Source organism: Herbaspirillum sp. meg3 (assembly GCF_002257565.1).
In the GTDB taxonomy this organism is placed as follows: Bacteria; Pseudomonadota; Gammaproteobacteria; order Burkholderiales; family Burkholderiaceae_D; genus Herbaspirillum.
On sequence record NZ_CP022736.1, the window covers coordinates 2332083 to 2349365 of the forward strand.

General features: G+C 56.6%; 14 protein-coding genes. 3 read left to right on the forward strand and 11 right to left on the reverse strand.

Translation table 11 applies throughout. The features are described from left to right. The 3 genes from hmeg3_RS10600 to hmeg3_RS10610 form a co-directional block, all read right to left on the reverse strand. The gene (locus tag hmeg3_RS10600) at positions 1–930 is read right to left on the reverse strand and encodes a DMT family transporter (RefSeq protein ID WP_094563688.1); all 930 of its coding nucleotides are present in this window, start codon (positions 928–930) and stop codon (positions 1–3) included. Beyond that, positions 920–2431 (reverse strand): NAD(P)H-hydrate dehydratase, encoded by a 1512-nt coding sequence (locus hmeg3_RS10605; protein ID WP_094563689.1) that lies wholly within the window; start codon positions 2429–2431, stop codon positions 920–922. The genes hmeg3_RS10600 and hmeg3_RS10605 overlap by 11 nt, the downstream gene beginning before the upstream one ends. A gap of 175 nt (positions 2432–2606) precedes the next feature. Next, positions 2607–3893: an FAD-dependent oxidoreductase gene (locus hmeg3_RS10610; RefSeq protein ID WP_232511950.1), complete on the reverse strand. Its 1287-nt coding sequence runs from the start codon at positions 3891–3893 to the stop codon at positions 2607–2609. Between the two features lie 437 nt (positions 3894–4330). Here hmeg3_RS10610 and hmeg3_RS10615 point away from each other — a divergent pair, with 437 nt between their 5' ends. After that, positions 4331–4642 carry a BON domain-containing protein gene (locus hmeg3_RS10615; protein ID WP_094563690.1) on the forward strand — a complete coding sequence of 104 codons (312 nt, stop codon included), beginning with the start codon at positions 4331–4333 and terminating at the stop codon, positions 4640–4642. A gap of 57 nt (positions 4643–4699) precedes the next feature. Here hmeg3_RS10615 and hmeg3_RS10620 read toward each other — a convergent pair whose 3' ends face one another. After that, on the reverse strand, positions 4700–5629 hold the full coding sequence (locus hmeg3_RS10620; protein WP_094563691.1) for a LysR family transcriptional regulator: 930 nt from the start codon (positions 5627–5629) through the stop codon (positions 4700–4702). A 149-nt stretch (positions 5630–5778) separates the two neighbouring features. Between hmeg3_RS10620 and hmeg3_RS10625 the strand changes: the two genes are divergently transcribed. Both hmeg3_RS10625 and purL read left to right on the forward strand, forming a co-directional pair. Beyond that, positions 5779–6798 carry a zinc-binding alcohol dehydrogenase family protein gene (locus hmeg3_RS10625; protein ID WP_094563692.1) on the forward strand — a complete coding sequence of 340 codons (1020 nt, stop codon included), beginning with the start codon at positions 5779–5781 and terminating at the stop codon, positions 6796–6798. 187 nt (positions 6799–6985) lie between these two features. Beyond that, a complete protein-coding gene (gene purL / locus hmeg3_RS10630; protein WP_094563693.1) occupies positions 6986–11005 on the forward strand; it encodes a phosphoribosylformylglycinamidine synthase in 4020 nt (1339 codons plus the stop codon). Positions 11006–11130: 125 nt separating this feature from the next. Here the strand turns inward: purL and hmeg3_RS10635 are convergent, their stop codons facing one another. The 7 genes from hmeg3_RS10635 to hmeg3_RS10665 all read right to left on the reverse strand — a co-directional run bounded on the left by hmeg3_RS10635 (position 11131) and on the right by hmeg3_RS10665 (position 17128). Then, positions 11131–11460: a hypothetical protein gene (locus hmeg3_RS10635; protein ID WP_094563694.1), complete on the reverse strand. Its 330-nt coding sequence runs from the start codon at positions 11458–11460 to the stop codon at positions 11131–11133. A gap of 251 nt (positions 11461–11711) precedes the next feature. Further along, the gene (locus hmeg3_RS10640) at positions 11712–12827 is read right to left on the reverse strand and encodes a porin (RefSeq protein WP_094563695.1); all 1116 of its coding nucleotides are present in this window, start codon (positions 12825–12827) and stop codon (positions 11712–11714) included. A gap of 450 nt (positions 12828–13277) precedes the next feature. Beyond that, positions 13278–14054 (reverse strand): peptidylprolyl isomerase, encoded by a 777-nt coding sequence (locus hmeg3_RS10645; protein WP_094563696.1) that lies wholly within the window; start codon positions 14052–14054, stop codon positions 13278–13280. A gap of 76 nt (positions 14055–14130) precedes the next feature. Next, the gene (locus hmeg3_RS10650; RefSeq protein ID WP_094566254.1) at positions 14131–14406 is read right to left on the reverse strand and encodes a BolA family transcriptional regulator; all 276 of its coding nucleotides are present in this window, start codon (positions 14404–14406) and stop codon (positions 14131–14133) included. A gap of 11 nt (positions 14407–14417) precedes the next feature. Beyond that, complete coding sequence (locus hmeg3_RS10655) at positions 14418–15038, reverse strand: septation protein A (RefSeq protein WP_094563697.1); 621 nt, start codon at positions 15036–15038, stop codon at positions 14418–14420. Between the two features lie 79 nt (positions 15039–15117). Next, the gene (gene msrB / locus hmeg3_RS10660) at positions 15118–15516 is read right to left on the reverse strand and encodes a peptide-methionine (R)-S-oxide reductase MsrB (RefSeq protein WP_094566255.1); all 399 of its coding nucleotides are present in this window, start codon (positions 15514–15516) and stop codon (positions 15118–15120) included. A gap of 106 nt (positions 15517–15622) precedes the next feature. Next, on the reverse strand, positions 15623–17128 hold the full coding sequence (locus tag hmeg3_RS10665; RefSeq protein ID WP_094563698.1) for a YdiU family protein: 1506 nt from the start codon (positions 17126–17128) through the stop codon (positions 15623–15625). Between the last annotated feature and the right edge of the window lie 155 nt (positions 17129–17283).

Below are 17283 nucleotides of genomic sequence, written 5' to 3' on the forward strand. Positions count from 1 at the left end.
TCAGGCGGGCGTCTGTATCGCCTTGCGCAGAGGATGTGCGCGACGGTGTTCGACCCAGGCAATACCCATGCCGCTGGCGCAGATGATCGCTACCCCAAGAATGGTGACGGCATCCGGAAACTGGCCGAACACCAGCCAGCCCATGGTGGTCGCCGAGATGATCTGCGTATAGGCGAAGGGCGTCAGCACGGAAGCTTCGGCATGCTTGTAGGCGGTATTCATGAACAAATGACCGATGGTGCTGGTGATGCCGGTGGACGCAAGAATCAGCCACTCGGTCGCGTCAGGCGTATGCGGCGACCAGAAGAACGGCACCATCAGCGTGCTCAGCACCATGCCTATCAATCCGCCATAGAACAACGTCACCATCGGATCATCCGCACGGTTGGCCTTGCGATTGAGGATAGACACGGCGGCGTAGGTCGCGGCCGATAACAAGCCCAGCACCACGCCATGTGCAGGGATATCGCCACCAGGGCGGATCACGATCAGCATGCCGGCAAATCCGACCGCCACGGCGATCCAGCGCGAGATGTAGGTGGTTTCTCCAAGCAGCCACGGTGATACGGCCAGCACGATCAAGGGCGCGCAGAAATTCATCGCCGTCCCTTCAGCCAGCGGGACAATCTTCAATACCGAGAAAAACATCAGCGTCGACAGCAGCAGCGCCACGGCGCGGATGAACTGCAAGCGTGGATTATTCGAATGCAAGATGCTGCGGCCGTGACGACGTTTGTAGAGCGGCATCAGCGTGGCCGCCATAAAAATCGTATTGATGGTGTAACGCATCCAGGCAATCATCACCACGTGGTAGCCGACCATGCCGAGCAGCTTGCCTGCAGTGTCCAGCAAGGATAGTGTCCACAAACCAGAAATCAGAAAGAAAATGCCCAGCCAGAGTTGCGGATGTGTGGCGATGTTAGCGGGCATGGTCTCGGATAATTTGATTGAGAAGAGTGCGGATGGCAGGAATGACTTCGCTGGCGGTCAGACCGACCGGGCCGACGCCGAGGTCGACCAGTTGATCGGCGGCCTTGCCGTGCATCCAGACTGCTGCCAGCGCTGCTTGCGTGGCAGGCCAGCCTTGTGCGAGCAACGCACCGCACAAGCCTGACAGGACGTCACCGGTGCCGGCAGTGGAAAGCGCCGGATTACCGGTAGTGTTGATGACGATCTCTCCATCCGGAAAAGCGATGACGGTGCCCGCACCCTTCAGGATGGCGATACTTTTGAAATGACGCGCCAGCAGGCGCGCAGCCTGTGGCCGGTCATGCTGAATCTCGGCGGTGGTGGCATCGAGCAGCCGGGCGGCTTCCAATGGATGCGGCGTAATGATGCTGGTGTGCTGGGCACGGTCTTGCAGCTTGTGTTGCAAGCCTGGTTCGGCCGCGATCATATTCAGCGCGTCGGCATCAATCACGATACGGCCTTGCGCATCCAAGGCGCGTGATAACACATCATGCGCGTGGCGCGAGGTGCCGAGGCCGGGGCCGACCACAATCGTGGCGGTGCTGAATTCGACGCGATCCGCCTGGCGCATCATCAGTTCGGGATGCACGCTATCGTATGCCGGGGCATCGTCGACAAAAGCGATGAACACGCGGCCGCTGCCTGCGTGGGCCGCCATACGTGCCGCCAGCACAGGCGCGCCGCCCATGCCGTGGGCACCGCCGACCACGATGACGTCGCCATAGCTGCCTTTGTGGGTATTGCCGGCTCTTGGCTTCAATGCGGAGCTGAACAGCGACAGCGCGTTGAGGCGGGCGTGGGGCGTGACAAAACAGCTCTCTTCGATGTCGAGGGACTCCAGCAGGATATCGCCGCTGAAATCCTCGCCATCGCAGGTGTGCATGCCGGGCTTGTCACCGATAAAGCTCAACGTATGCGTGGCGCGCACGGCAACGCAACCGGTGCCGCCGATCACGCTACCCGTATCGGCGTTCATGCCACTGGCGATATCGATGGACAACACCGGGCAGCGCAACGTATTGACGTACTCGACGCAAGCTCGCAATTTGCCGGCGATAGGGCGTGTCTGGCCGATGCCGAACAAGCCATCAACAACCAGCGTCCAGCGCTGAGAGGCCAGATGACCGGGATCGGCAACGTCGAGAAACTCTACTTCAGATTCACGTGCTCGTTGCAGCGCGTGGCGCGCATCGTCAGGCTGTTTGGCTTCATCAGCGTGCAAGGCGACGGCGACATGCAGATCGAATTGGGAGAGGTAATGCGCGGCTTCAAGCGCGTCGCCGCCGTTATTGCCGGGACCGGCCAGGATCAGGACGTGTATTTCGTCTTCGTTGGCCACCAGACTCAGCGCAAGGCGGGCGCAGGCTTCGCCCGCACGTTGCATCAGGGTGTAAGAGGGCAGCTTTGCCTTGGCGGCATTTTCGATCTGGCGGATTTCAGCAATCGAATATAGCGCACTCATGGTCAATGCGGCCCGGTAAGGTCAAAAGAATGGAACGAAGGGAATGAAAGGATGGTGCTGACGCATCCATTTTAAGTCAATTGAAAAAAATCCGCAGACATGAAAAGAGACGGCTGCCAGTGTAAAACTGAAGCCGTCTGCCCATCTGCCGATCAGGCAGCGTCTCTATTGAAAATCAAGAGGCCAAGGCCGACAGCAGCAGGCCGTCGCTGTCGATTTCCGTTTCACGTCCTGCCATGGCGTCGGCCAGCAGTTTGGCCGAACCGACCGCTGCTGCCCAACCGTGTGCGCCGTGTCCGGTGTTGACGAAGATATTGCCGTGCGTGGTGGAGCCCGTCAGCGGCATGCCATTGGGTTGCAAGGCAAAGGTGCTGCTCCAGAAACTGGCGGTATTGAAGTTGGCGGCGTTCGGATAGTAATCGTTGGCGACCTTGAGCAAGCTGCTGATGGCTTTGACGTGCGGCTGGTCGGTCTTCGGCAAGAAGCCGAGGAGGCCCGATACGCGGATGCGGTTGCCCACGCGCGCAATGGCGACCTTGTAGGTTTCGTCGAACAGCGCAGTATTGGGGGCTTCATCGAGATTCTTGACGGCGGCCATGGCGTTGTAGCTTTGAATCGGGCACAGCGGCAGCGACATGCCCAACGGTTTGAGCAATTGCATGTTTTGCATGCCTGCGGCCAGAACGACGCCATCGACCTTCAGTGTGCTGTCGGCAACATCGTCGCCGGCGACATCAATCGAGACACGTCCACCGAATTCAGGACGGATCGCCTTGACGGATTGCGAAAAGTGAAACTGCACGCCGAGCGACTGGGCGATGGCACGCAATTGCTTGACGAACAGGACGCAGTTGCCGGCGCCGTCTTTTGGGTAATACATCGCACCGGCGACCGGTGTCGCCGACTGGAATGCCGGTTCCACTTGCTGGATGGCTTCCAGTCCTTTGATGCTATGCCGCGGCAATTCGAATTGTTTGAGGCTGTCCTGGACACTGGCGCAACGATCCGCATCGGCTTGCTGGCGAAACAGATGCAGCAAGCCCTGACTGTTTTCCTGATCGAGCGCGTATTGATCCTGAAGATGCTGGGTCAGCATCTGACCATACGCAGACAGACGCGTCAGACGTTGTTTGTTGAGCGAGAAGTAGTCCTGATAGTCGCGGCGCGACTTGCGCACCCAGCGCCAGCGTGCAGGATTAAATCCGGATTTGACCAGAATCGGGGGATCGTTTTTGAACAGGTTGGAGAACGCAGTTCTCGTGATTCCCGGCAATACCAGCGGCTGCGCCACGCACGGCGCCAACAGGCCGGAATTGCCAAAAGTCGCCTCTTCGGCGACATTGGCGCGCCGCTCCAGCACGGCGACTTCGAAGCCGGCGCACGCCAGGAAATAAGCAGTGCTTACTCCCGACAGGCCACCGCCGACAATGGCAATCTGTTTCAGTGTTTTATTTTGCGTCACTATTTATCGTCACTAATTCTATGAAACCGAAAAGGTTGCTTCCCCATGCAGACCCGTATTGGCGGCACTGTGGATGTCTGCCAGCGTTATGTCTGGCTGTTTGCCTCGGTAATGCGGCCTGAATGATACCAAATCGGCATACCCGCAGCGCGCTCGGCGGTTTTTTTGTGATCGGGGCGTGACAATGTGGCAGCGTCTGTCGCGCATTGTCGAAGTAAAAAACGAATTTCGCCGCATTTGTTTTTGATTGTTTTCAATTCTGGGGGAAATTCTGCGTGGAGGCAGGAACTTGAAAATCACAAATTCCTCTGAAGAAGGCTTGTTATTCCGGGGGGTAATTGGCTACAGTGCGGTGTGTCGCAATAACCGAGCTTTTTGTTTCCGTTCGCTCCTCGGCGGAACCGGCGTTCTACATCAATTCTTATAAAGGTGAACTTATGACAATCTCCAAACGTTTTGCTGCATTTTTCTTCGCGCTGTTCATGCTGGCACTGGCCGGTTGCACATCGACTCCTCAGCAGGCCAGCACCGGGCAGATCATTGATGATTCCGTGATCACAACCAAAGTGAAGGCAGCGATTTTCGAAGAGCCGAATCTGAAGACGCTGCAAATCAGTGTGGAAACCTACAAGGGCATCGTGCAATTGAGCGGCTTTGTCAATTCCAGCGCAGTCTCGTTAAGGGCTGCTGAAGTGACACGCAAGGTAGAAGGCGTCAAGGGTGTCAAGAACAGTCTTGTTGTGAAGTAAGTCTTCACATTGCAACCCCATCGGCCCGGATCGACCACCAGTTGATCCGGGCCGATCTTATTGCAGCTTCTCTTTTTGCAAAATTGGTTTTTCATGTTCCAGCGCGTCAAAGCGAGTGCGCAGAAAAACCAGCAAGGCACGCACCGTCGGCGATGCGCTATTGCGATGCGGATAGACAGCATTGAGCGGAATCTCTTCACGGCAATAGTCATCCAGTACAGTCACCAGCCGCCCTGCGCGCACATCCTCGCGTACATCAATCCATGATTTGTAAGCAATCCCGGCTCCGGCCACGGCCCATTGGCGTGCGATGGAGGCGTCGTCGGTCATGCGATCGCCCTGAACCTTGATATCGATGCGCTGTTTGCCATTCTGAAAATGCCATTGATTGAACAGGCCTTGCTTCAGATAAAACAGCAGGCAATTGTGATCGAACAAATCGTCCGGCGTGGCTGGCGTGCCATGTCGTTCAAGGTAGGGGGGAGAGGCCACAAGGACGCGCCGGCCAATGGCAAGTTGCTGCGATACCAGTGTTGAATCACTGAGTTTGCCCGAACGGATCGCGACATCCACTGCGTCGCGGAACAAGTCCGCCATGCGATCCGAAAACTGCATCGTGAACTTGACGTCGGGATGCAGCGTCTGAAAGTCGTTAAGCCAGGGAAGCAGTACATTGCGCCCGATGTCTGACGGCATCGACAAGCGGATATGCCCCTGTATGGCGTCTTTGCTGCTGCTGAGCAGTGATTCCCCCTCCTGCAGCAGCGCCAGCGCGTCACGGCAATATTCCAGAAAAATCTCTCCCTCAGGCGTGAGCCGCATGCTGCGTGTGGAACGCGCGAACAGCCGGGTGTTGAGCCGTTGCTCAACGCGTTTCAGGCTGGCGCTTGCCGTCGCTGGAAGGATGCCCAGAATGCGCGCCGCCTGAGACAGGCTGCCGGTATCGGCGGTGTGGATCAGCAATTGCAAATCAGTGATGGCATACATGATGGATATGGAAAGCTTATTTTCAAATTTAATTTGTAAGTAATTCAATTTTAAGTCTATTTATCTGTTTTTGCGTGGCTGTGATAATGGCTCATCTCCCGGATATTCCGGGTGCCGGAACTGAATCAATGCACATAAGGAGAAAGACCATGAAAGCTGTTGCCGTAAAGCGCTACCTGCCCATCGATAACCCGGAATCCCTGTTGGACGTGGAATTGCCGCGTCCAACGCCACAAGGTCGCGACTTGCTGGTGGCCGTCAAGGCTATCGCCGTGAACCCCGTCGACACCAAGGTGCGTGCACCCAAAGATAAGGTCGAAGATACGCCGCGCGTGCTCGGCTGGGATGCCGCCGGCATTGTGGAGGCGGTTGGCTCAGGCGTCACCGGCTTTAAGGTCGGTGACAAAGTGTTCTATGCAGGGGATATCACACGTCCGGGCAGCAACAGCGAATTTCAGCTGATCGACGAGCGCATCGTCGGCCATGCGCCGGCATCGCTGGCGATGGAAGAGGCTGCGGCCTTGCCGCTGACCGCGATTACCGCGTGGGAAGCCTTGTTCGAACGCCTGCGGGTGCCGCGCAAAGCCGCTGCCGGAAAGGCGTCCAGCATTCTGATCATCGGCGGTGCCGGTGGTGTGGGTTCGATCGCTATCCAATTGGCGGCCAAAGTGGTCGGCTTGAATGTGATCGCCACTGCTTCGCGTCCGGAATCGGAAAAATGGGTCCGCGAGCTGGGGGCCCAGCATGTCATCAACCACTTCGGCGACATGCCGGCGCAGTTGAAAACACTGGGCATCGAGAATGTGGAGCACGTACTGATCCTCAACGACACCGACAAGCATTTCCCGGCGGCAGCGCAGATCGTTGCGCCGCAAGGCACGATTGCCACCATTGTGGAAAACAGCGGTCCGCTCGATGTTTCCCTGCTGAAAGCCAAGAGTGCCGGTTTTGTGTGGGAATTCATGTTCACCCGTTCGATGTTCCAGACTACCGACATGGCGGAACAGGGCAAGCTGCTCAACGAAATTGCCCATCTGATCGACCAGGGCGTGATCAAGACCACGGTCAGCAAGGTGTTGTCGCCGATCAACGCGGCTAACCTGCGCCAGGCGCATGCCGATCTGGAAGGCGGGCGGGTCATCGGCAAGATCGTGTTGAAGGACTTTTAAGTTTTTGATGCCATGATGCTGCCATTCCGGTGGGCTTTCCAGCCGGAGTGGCGGTTTTCATGGGCTGGATCAGGGTGGGCAAGGTATAATGCTGCTTTTCGTATTTCCCGCCGCAAACGCTGCGTGGCGGGATGCTCATACATTCAAATACGAACCCGATTCCACAGCCAAATCCTGACTTTCTGCCATGCTGATTCTGCCGGGCTCCAATGCCCTTTCCGCCTTCCGCACTCAACGTCTCTTGTCCCAACTGCAATCTGTCGATGCCGCGATTACCGGCGTGACCGGGCGCTACATCCATTTCATCGACGCCGTCGGTGAGGTGTCGCAGGATGACAAGGCGCGCCTCGACGGCTTGCTGACTTACGGCGAACCGTTCTCCAGCGCGGCTGAGGGCGATGAGTTCGTCGTGATTCCTCGTTTTGGCACGATCTCGCCATGGGCCAGCAAGGCCACCGATATTGCCCATAACTGCGGCATGACGCATATCCATCGCATTGAACGTGGCATCGTGTATCACGTGCAAGTCAAAACCGGTTTGCTGGGCGGCGCAAAGAAGCTGAACGAAGCCAGCCTGATGGCGGTTGCTGCACTGTTGCATGATCGCATGACGGACATGGTTCTACGTACCCCTCAGGAAGCGGCAGGGCTGTTCAGCGAGTTGCAAGCCAAACCACTGGAATTCATTGACCTGCTGACTGGCGGCAAAGCAGCACTGGAAAACGCCAACACCGAACTTGGTCTGGCCTTGTCGGATGATGAAATCGACTATCTGGTCGACGCCTTCACCCGCGCGCAGCGCAATCCTACCGACGTCGAACTGATGATGTTCGCGCAGGCCAACAGCGAGCACTGCCGTCACAAGATTTTCAATGCTGACTGGACCATTGACGGCGAGAAGCAAACCAAGTCGCTGTTCGGCATGATCCGCAATACGCACGAGCTGCATCCTGAAGGCACCGTAGTCGCTTACAGTGATAACTCCTCCGTCATCGAAGGCGCCAATATTTCGCGCTTCTATCAGCGCGGTGCCGCCAAGGGCAACGTCTACGAAGCTTCGGACGAATTGACCCACATCCTGATGAAGGTCGAGACGCACAATCACCCGACTGCGATTTCGCCATTCCCAGGCGCTTCGACTGGCGCCGGTGGTGAGATTCGCGATGAAGGCGCAACCGGCCGCGGCGCCAAGCCGAAGGCTGGCCTGACCGGCTTTACCGTCTCCAACCTGATGGTCACGCACGCTGTGCAACCATGGGAAAACGCCCGCGACGTCGCGCAAGCGCCGGCGCAGCGCGATGCACTGGCGCAAGCCGGCATCTATGGCAAACCTGATCGCATCGCCTCTCCGTTGCAAATCATGATCGACGGCCCGCTCGGCGGCGCCGCGTTCAACAACGAATTCGGCCGTCCCAATCTGGGCGGTTATTTCCGCACCTACGAACAAAACGTCGGCGGCAACGTGCAGGGCTATCACAAGCCCATCATGATCGCCGGCGGTATCGGCAACATCAATGCCAAGCACACCAAGAAAAACGACCTGCCGGTCGGCAGCCTGTTGATTCAACTGGGCGGCCCGGGCATGCGCATCGGCATGGGCGGCAGTGCCGCTTCGTCGATGGCGACCGGCGCTAATACCGCCGATCTGGACTTCGACTCCGTGCAACGCGGCAATCCTGAAATGGAACGTCGCGCACAGGAAGTCATCAACGCCTGCTGGACCATGGGTGACGACAATCCGATTTTGTCGATCCATGACGTCGGCGCCGGCGGTCTGTCGAACGCTTTCCCGGAAATTACCAACGACGCCAAGCGTGGCGCGATTTTCGACCTGCGCAAAATTCCGCTGGAAGAAAGCGGTCTGGCGCCCAAGGAAATCTGGAGCAACGAATCACAAGAACGCTATGTCCTGGCGATCGCGCCGGAGCAACTGCCGCTGTTCCGCTACCTGTGCGAACGCGAACGCTGCCTGTTCGCCGTAGTCGGCACCGCAACAGAAGAGCGCCAGCTGAAGCTGGTCGATCCTGAGCAAAACAACAATCCTGTCGATATGCCGATGGACGTCTTGCTGGGCAAGCCGCCAAAGATGCATCGCGACGTCAAGCACGTTGCCGTCGAATTGCCGCCAGTGGACCTGACCGGCATGGATCTGGTCGAGGTGTCGCACCGCGTGCTGCGTCTGCCTACTGTCGCCGACAAGTCTTTCCTCATCACCATCGGTGACCGCAGCGTCGGCGCGATGACCGTGCGTGACCAGATGGTTGGTCCGTGGCAGGTGCCTGTCGCCGACTGCGCCGTCACCGCCATGAGCCTGGAAGGGTATCTGGGCGAGGCGATGGCGATGGGTGAGCGTACGCCGCTGGCAGTGATCGACGCCGCTGCCTCTGGCCGCATGGCGGTCGGCGAAGCGATTACCAACATCGCCGCTGCCGCGATTGAAAAAATCTCCGACATCAAGCTGTCGGCCAACTGGATGGCGGCCTGTGGCCAACCCGGCCAGGATGCAGCGCTGTTCGACACCGTCAAGGCCATCGGCATGGAGCTGTGCCCGGCATTAGGTGTTTCCATCCCGGTCGGCAAGGACTCGCTGTCGATGCGCACAACGTGGAAAGACGAGGGCGCAGCCAAAGCGGTCACATCGCCGGTGTCGCTGATCGTGTCTTCGTTCGCACCGGTACAGGACGTACGCCGCACATTGACTCCACAAATCCGCAAGGATCTGGGTGATACCGTGCTGATCGCCATCGACCTCGGTCGCGGCAAGAATCGCATGGGTGCGTCCGCACTGACGCAAGTCATGCAGCAAATCGGCAATGAAACGCCGGACGTTGATAGCGCCGAAGACCTCAAGGGCTTCTTCGCGGCGATCCAGCAACTGAACAAGGAAGGCCAACTGCTGGCTTACCATGACCGTTCGGACGGTGGCTTGTTCGCCACGTTGACGGAAATGGCCTTTGCCGGCCGCAGCGGCTTGTCGATCAACCTCGACATCCTGACGATGGAAGGCGAGCATGCTTCCGACTGGGGTGATTCCAAGAACTGGGCGTCGCAAGTCGGCGAGCGCCGCAACGAGATGACGTTGCGCGCGCTGTTTAACGAAGAGCTGGGTGCGGTGATCCAGGTGCGTGCCGATCAAAAGTCGGAAGTCATGAACGTACTGCGTACCTACAATCTGGGTGCGTGCAGTCACATCATCGGCAAGCCGAACAATCGCGACGTGATCGAATTCATGCGCGACGCCAAGAATATCTACAGCCAGCCTCGCAGCGAGTTGCATCGCCTGTGGAGCGAGACCAGCTGGCGCATCGCGCGTCTGCGCGACAATCCTGCCTGCGCCGATGCGGAATACGAGCGCCTGCTGGATGTCGCCGATCCCGGCATGACGCCGAAGCTGACCTTCGATCCGCAAGAAGATATCGCTGCGCCGTTCATCAGCACCGGTGCACGTCCGCGTGTGGCAATCCTGCGTGAGCAGGGCGTCAATTCGCATATCGAAACAGCTTATGTCATGCACAAGTCAGGCTTCGAGTCGGTCGACGTACACATGAGTGATCTGATTGCCGGCCGCGCCAAGCTGGGTGATTTCACCGGCCTGATCGCCGTCGGCGGTTTCTCCTACGGCGACGTACTGGGTGCCGGTGAAGGCTGGGCCAAGACGATTTTGTTCAATGCGCAGCTGGCTGAGCAGTTCTCGCAGTTCTTCCAGCGTCAGGACACGTTCTCGCTGGGTATCTGCAACGGCTGCCAGATGATGAGCAACCTGAAGTCCATCATTCCGGGTGCAGAAGCCTGGCCGAAATTCACACGCAACAAGTCGGAGCAATTCGAAGCGCGCTTCGCTATGGTCGAAGTGCAGGATTCGCCGTCGATCTTCTTGCAAGGCATGGCCGGAACACAAACACCGATCGCTGTCGCACACGGTGAAGGCTTCGCAGACTTCTCGTTGACCGGCGACGTCAACAAAGCCTTGGTGGCAATGCGTTTCATCGACAACAAGGGCGCGGTTACAGAATCCTATCCGTACAATCCGAACGGTTCGCCGCAAGGTATCACGTCGGTGACGACGCCGGATGGCCGTTTCAACGTGCTGATGCCGCATGCCGAGCGCGTGTTCCGCACGGTGACGCAATCGTGGCATCCGGACGCTTGGGGTGAGGATTCGCCTTGGATGCGCATGTTCCGCAATGCGCGCAAGTGGGTGGGGTAAGCCTGACTTTCGTGTCTCTTGTATCGTGGCGCAAAAAAGCACTCTTCGGAGTGCTTTTTTATTGGGCGTGATTCAGCGTTACTGTCGGGATTCTTTGCAGGATTGTCCGCCCATATCATCCTGTATCAACTGACAGGCATGTGCGGTCGTGGGCGAGTGTGCCGTCGGAGGAGCCACAGGCCGTGCATCATCGTGGCAATGACGCCCGCCAACAAAAGCCAAGTGCCTGCGACAAATTCCATCGGCATACGGTGCGAAGACGCGCCGGCAAATTTATCGCTGTATAGCATGATCACCAGTCCGACCCAGATCAGGGCTGAATATATGCGCCAGAGCCAGCCTTTGGTTTTACTGCGAAAAGCTCGCCAGGTGGAGAAGGCGATGGAAAACAGCAACAGGCACGCACATGCGCCGATGTTGAACAGTTCGATTGGCGACCAGTTATTGGGATTCATTAATGCATAGCGAAAGTCATGAAGAAGTGGTGTGACTCAAGAGAATACGATGGGGTTCTCTTACGTTACAAAAGGAAGCAAATCAGAAAGTAATGCGAAGGATTGTCGATATGAAATTGAAAAATATCGAGATTATTCTGCAGGCATTCGAACGACTAAAAGAAAAAACGCAGATCCCGAAGGAGTCTGCGTTTTTAAATTTTCCAGCCGCACGTTTCACCTGTGCGGTGTTTTTCAGCCGAAAAACAAGCTTAGAAAATGTGGCGAATGCCGACGCCGAGGGTGGTCTGGCTGTTTTTGCCCGATGCAGAGTTGGTCAGCTCATACACGGCGGCGTCTCTGGCCTTGTTGTAGTCGATCGTAGTGTACAACTGGGTACGTTTGGACAGTGCATAGTCCGCCCAGCCGACCACGGCGTAACGCTTGCCATCGCCGACATTGCCCAACGTGGTGTAAGACACGTTCTTGCTCTTGTCGTAGTAGAACGCGCCGGTCAGGGTCAGGGCGTTGGTAGCCTTGTAGCTGGAGCCCAGGAAGAAGCCGTTGTCCTTACGCTGGTTGCCAGCAGTTGCTGTGACGGTGCTTGCAGTGGTCCAGCCAGTGGTATCGCTGTCGGCGGCCATATAGGCGCCGGTCGTGCCAGTTCTGTCCTTGATGTTGAACCAGCCGCCGAATACTTTGGCCGGGCCGAAGTCATAGGAAGCCGACAGGTTCCAGACGGTATCCTTGTAGCTGGAGTTGGTGGCGCTCACAGTTTGCTGGTAGCCGCCGCCGATCGCGAAGGCGCCTGCGGTATAGCGCAGGGAGCTGCTGAACTGGCTGCCCGTGCGCACCGAACCGGCTTGCTCACCAAAGGCCCAGCTAACCGCAGCCGACACAGGACCGAAGTCGTTGTCATAGCGAACCATGTTGGGAGTACGAATCAAGGTGCCGGCAGCCGGCAGCCAGGAGTTGCTCGCATAGTTGCCGACGGTCAGTGGGTCGAAGTGGTCTGCCAGCAGGTCGAACAGCGGCGTGTCTTGCTTACCCACGCGAATCTTGCCGAAACCGCCTTGCAGGCCAACCCACGATTGGCGGCCGAACAGTGCGCCGCCTTGCAACATTGCGCCGTTATCGCTGCTGAAGCCGTTTTCCAGTTGGAACATGGCTTTCAGACCGCCGCCCAGATCTTCGGTGCCCTTGAAGCCGATACGGCTGTTGGCAATGGCGCCGTTATCCACGCGGACGTTGCTGTTGCCTTGGGCATTGGCGTTGCTGAGATAGTGGATGCTGGTGTCGACGATACCGTAGATGGTGACGTTGGATTGAGCAAAGGCGCTGCTGCTGGCGAGGCCGGCGATGACGAGTGCCAAAGAAGTTTTTTTCATGCATTTCTCCTGAAACTTGCTGTTTTTTATGGTCCGTGCAAAGACATGATCGCTATTGTGTAGCGCCTGTTTTTACACCTTCATCACCGCATGTGCTTTTGTATTTTTCGCTTGAATGCGGCGTTACCCCTATCGGGTAGGCGAGAGAATATCAGGAGATTTTTCGGGTGAAAAAGGAATTAAATGACGGACGTGCTATTTGTAGTTTTTCGGTAAATTCGTAAATTATTTCGTCGTTAATGTTGACCTGGATGCGTGTTTCGCGCATGCCGGCATATTTTTTTTATATTTTTACGCATCGATTGTCTATTTTTGTACAAAACAAAAAAACAATCGTTTAAATTAAAAAAACGCCCAAAACCGATGTCGGTGATGGGCGTTTTCTTTGCGGATAGGACGCTAAAATCGCATCCCGCCGAGTAGCTTGGGCCGTACTTCCAGCTTGCTGAATTACTGAACCTTGGCTTTCTTGCGCAGTTCTTCCTGATACGCTTGCAGCTTCTTCTGTTGCAGCGCTTCAGCGATTTGCGGCTTCACTTCTTCCAGAGTCGGGACCTTGGCTGGGCGTGTGTCTTCCAGCTTGATCACGTGGTAGCCGAATTGGGTCTTCACTGGTGTTTCAGTGATTTCACCCTTCTTCAACGCAACCATGGCGTCGGAGAATGGCTTCACAAACGAAGCTGGTGTTGCCCAGTCCAGATCGCCGCCGTTGGCTGCGGAGCCGGTATCCTTCGATTGCTTTGCCAGGTCTTCAAACTTGGTGCCGGCCTTCAGCTTGGCGATGATCGCCTTTGCATCTTCTTCCTTGTCGACCAGGATGTGGCGAGCGTGGTATTCCTTGTCGCCCGCTTGTGCCTTGAATTTGTCGTATTCAGCCTTGATGTCGGCGTCCGCAACCGGATGCTTCTTCAGGTAATCGCCGATCAGTGCGCGGATGACGATGCCTTGACGCGCCAGTTCCAGTTGGTTCTTGACGTCAGGGTTGTTGCTCAGACCTTGCTTGTCGGCCTCTTGCATCAGGATTTCACGATTGATCAGCTCTTCCTTGACGGCGCCGCGCAGTTGCGGGCTGTCAGGCTGACCTTGTGCTGTCATTTGCTTGACCATTGCATCGGCACGCGAGGACGGAATCGACTTGCCGTTAACCACGGCCAGATTTTGCGCCATGACTGGCAAAGCAGCAGTTGCAAACAGCAGTACCAGCAAACGAGCAGGTTTGAATGTCATTATTGAATCCTAAAAATGGAGGTAATAAATCGGGAAAATAAACAGAAATGAGAGATATAGAGGGGGGATAGTCTTGTTAGTTCGCTATTTCAGATGGCGCGATGGCGATGATCGCCAATGCGTGTATATCCTTGTGCATCATATCAGCCAGACAATCATACACCAGCCGATGGCGAATTAATCGATTTTTGCCCTCAAAAACGCTGGAAATCAGGCGCACCCGGTAGTGTCCGCCGCCTGACGCCGCGCCCGCATGGCCTGCGTGCAAGGCTGACTCGTCTTCAACCAGACACTCGCTGGGAGAGAAAGTTGCAAGCAGGCGTTCTCGGATGACGTCCTGACGTTCGTTCATTCGAGGCTCGCTCATTCCGCGTCTTTCATGTATTTCGACAGGAACAGGCTCTGCGCGATGATAAAGGCAAACATCAGGCCCATGGTGCCGAACATCTTGAAATTGACCCAGGTATCGATGGCGTAATTGAAAGCCACATAGAGATTAAGCAAGCCCATCACCACGAAGAAAATCGACCACGCCAGATTCAGCTTGCCCCAGATCGGTTCAGGCAGAGAAACTTGTTTTTCCATCATCACGCGCACCAGGTTTTTCTTTACAAAAACTTGACTGATGATCAAGGCGGCGGCGAAGCACCAGTACAGAATGGTCGGCTTCCACTTGATGAAGGTATCGTCGCGGAAATAGATCGTCGCGCCACCGAAGACGACGATGATGGCCAAAGACACCCACAGCATGCCGTCGACTTTCTTGCGGCGCGCCAGCAGATAGCCGATCTGTGCGAGCGAGGCGACGATGGCGACGGCCGTTGCAAGCAGGATAGGTGCCAGCGTCGGTGTCACGGCACCGCCGGACATGAAGCCCGACAGATACTGCGACACCAGACCCTGAGCGGCATCGGTATGACCTTCACCCCATTTGAAAACACCAAAAAAGAGTAGAACAGGAAAGAGGTCGAACAAAAACTTCATCGGTTAAGTCTTTTCAAAAGATTGCGGACATTGCTCGGACAACTATTGTTCGGACAACATCGCGCAGAAAATCAGGTTATCAGGTCGCCGGATCAAACCGCAGCGAGGCGGAATTGATGCAGTATCGCAAGCCCGTCGGCGGCGGACCATCAGGGAACACGTGTCCCAGATGCGCATCACAGACGTTGCAGACGATTTCGGTACGAATCATGCCATAACTTTTGTCCACGATCTCGCGGACATTCGCCGGATCAAGCGCTTTGAAATAGCTGGGCCAGCCGCAGCCGGAGTCAAATTTCGTGTCCGATGCAAACAGGGGGGTGTTGCAGCATACGCAGGTGTAGATGCCCGCTTCATGATGATCCCAGAATTTACCCGTAAAGGCCCGCTCAGTAGCCGCGTGGCGGGTCACCTGATATTCCATCGCATCCAGTTGGGCACGCCATTCGGCGTCGGTTTTTTGGACTTTGGCAGTCATGCTGATGCTCCGTGGTAAGAGTGGAAAATAGAATGTAAAAAATTGTTTGATACTGACCGGCGGCATAGATTAGTCGTTCAGAGGCGCCCGATCTTACGTTTTGCGCTTATGAGGAGCAGCTCACCTCAAGATGGCTGGCCCAGTCAGGCGGCAGGTCGGCGTATTTGTCGTGCTCCGGCTGCTCGTCAAAAGGCCTGCGCAAGATTTCTTGCAGCTTGGCGACTTCAGAGAAGTCCTTGTTCTGCGCCTTGTCGATAGCGACTTGTGCCAGGTAATTCCGTAGCACGTATTTGGGGTTGCTTGCGTCCATTGCAAGTTTCCTCGGTGCATCCTGGCTGTTTTCCTGCTGCAGGCGGGCGCGGTATTGTTCGGCCCAGGCGTCGAAAGCAGGCCGTTCGATAAACAGATCGCGCAATGGTTCATCGCCGGCGTTACCGCCGGCTTGCAGGTCGCTGAGACGGCGGAAGAACAGCGTGAAATCGACATGGCCGGCTTGCAGGATGGCAAACATGGATTCGAACAGTTTATCGTCGTCCGGCTGATGTGTTGTCAGCCCCAGTTTGCTGTGCAGCAAGGCGTCGTTTCTGGCGGCGAATTGCGCTTCGTATTGCGACAACGCGGCTTCGGTATCTTCCACGCTGCCGATCAGCGGCAACAACGCCTGTCCCAGTGCAAAGCAATTCCACTGACCGATGCGAGGCTGCATCTGGTACGCATAGCGGCCTTGCTGGTCGGTATGGTTGCAGATGTGGCGCGCGTCGAAGGCTTCCATGAATCCGAACGGACCGTAGTCCAGCGTCAGCCCGAGGATGGACATGTTGTCGGTATTCATCACGCCGTGCATGAAACCAACCGCTTGCCAGTGCGCCATCAGGTGAGCGGTGCGGCGCGTCACTTCCGCCAGCAGTTCGCGATAAGGATTTTCGGTGCCGAGAAATTCAGGGTAAAAATTGGCAATGACGTTGTCCGCCAGCAGTTTCAGTTCGTCGTGGCGTTTGTTGTAATACCAATGCTCAAAGGAACCGAAGCGGATGAAGCTGGGCGACATGCGGGTCACGACCGCAGTGGTTTCCATGGTTTCGCGGCGGACTTGCTGATCCGACCCGGTCACGGCTAGTGCGCGTGTGGTTGGAATACCCAAGCCGGCCATTGCTTCGGAACACAGAAATTCCCTGATCGATGAGCGCAACACGGCGCGGCCATCGCCCATGCGCGAATAAGGCGTCTGACCGGCGCCTTTGAGTTGCAATTCCATCCGGCCACCGCCACGCGCCGGCAGATCGCCGAGCAGAATCGCGCGGCCGTCGCCAAGCTGACCTGCCCAGACACCAAACTGATGGCCGGAATACACTGCCGCCAGCGGCTTGGAGTCGCGTGCAATGGTGTTGCCGGTAAAGACGTCGACGAAGCTGCTGCTGTTCGCCATCGCAGGATCGAGTCCGATCAACGCTGCCGCATCAGTGCTGATGCCAACCAGATAGGGCGCACGCAGAGGCGTCGGCTGCAAGTGCGTGTAGAACGCCGGCGGCAGTTCTGCAAATGCATTGCCGAAGGGAAGCAATGCTGCGGCATCGTCGGTGCTGGTGTCTGGCGTGGAGGCTGGAGAATTCATGAAAAGAAGGTGGGGGTGCACATGACAGCTGAAAGCGCCATTTTGACAGAGAAGCGACGATCCCATAGGATCGCGCTGCTTTTTGCGGCATCATGCTTTTCTGATCAGGCGGCATCACAACAAATCACGATAGGGAATACATGAAAGCAGACAAG

Bases quoted from the DNA above. Each gene is read 5' to 3' on its own strand.
- hmeg3_RS10600 (WP_094563688.1), bottom strand. From the start codon at position 930: ATGCCCGCTAACATCGCCACACATCCGCAACTCTGGCTGGGCATTTTC.
- purL (WP_094563693.1), top strand. From the start codon at position 6,986: ATGCTGATTCTGCCGGGCTCCAATGCCCTTTCCGCCTTCCGCACTCAA.
- hmeg3_RS10645 (WP_094563696.1), bottom strand. From the start codon at position 14,054: ATGACATTCAAACCTGCTCGTTTGCTGGTACTGCTGTTTGCAACTGCT.
- hmeg3_RS10620 (WP_094563691.1), bottom strand. From the start codon at position 5,629: ATGTATGCCATCACTGATTTGCAATTGCTGATCCACACCGCCGATACC.
- hmeg3_RS10635 (WP_094563694.1), bottom strand. From the start codon at position 11,460: ATGAATCCCAATAACTGGTCGCCAATCGAACTGTTCAACATCGGCGCA.
- msrB (WP_094566255.1), bottom strand. From the start codon at position 15,516: ATGACTGCCAAAGTCCAAAAAACCGACGCCGAATGGCGTGCCCAACTG.
- hmeg3_RS10665 (WP_094563698.1), bottom strand. From the start codon at position 17,128: ATGAATTCTCCAGCCTCCACGCCAGACACCAGCACCGACGATGCCGCA.
- hmeg3_RS10655 (WP_094563697.1), bottom strand. From the start codon at position 15,038: ATGAAGTTTTTGTTCGACCTCTTTCCTGTTCTACTCTTTTTTGGTGTT.
- hmeg3_RS10605 (WP_094563689.1), bottom strand. From the start codon at position 2,431: ATGAGTGCGCTATATTCGATTGCTGAAATCCGCCAGATCGAAAATGCC.
- hmeg3_RS10615 (WP_094563690.1), top strand. From the start codon at position 4,331: ATGACAATCTCCAAACGTTTTGCTGCATTTTTCTTCGCGCTGTTCATG.
- hmeg3_RS10640 (WP_094563695.1), bottom strand. From the start codon at position 12,827: ATGAAAAAAACTTCTTTGGCACTCGTCATCGCCGGCCTCGCCAGCAGC.
- hmeg3_RS10650 (WP_094566254.1), bottom strand. From the start codon at position 14,406: ATGAACGAACGTCAGGACGTCATCCGAGAACGCCTGCTTGCAACTTTC.
- hmeg3_RS10625 (WP_094563692.1), top strand. From the start codon at position 5,779: ATGAAAGCTGTTGCCGTAAAGCGCTACCTGCCCATCGATAACCCGGAA.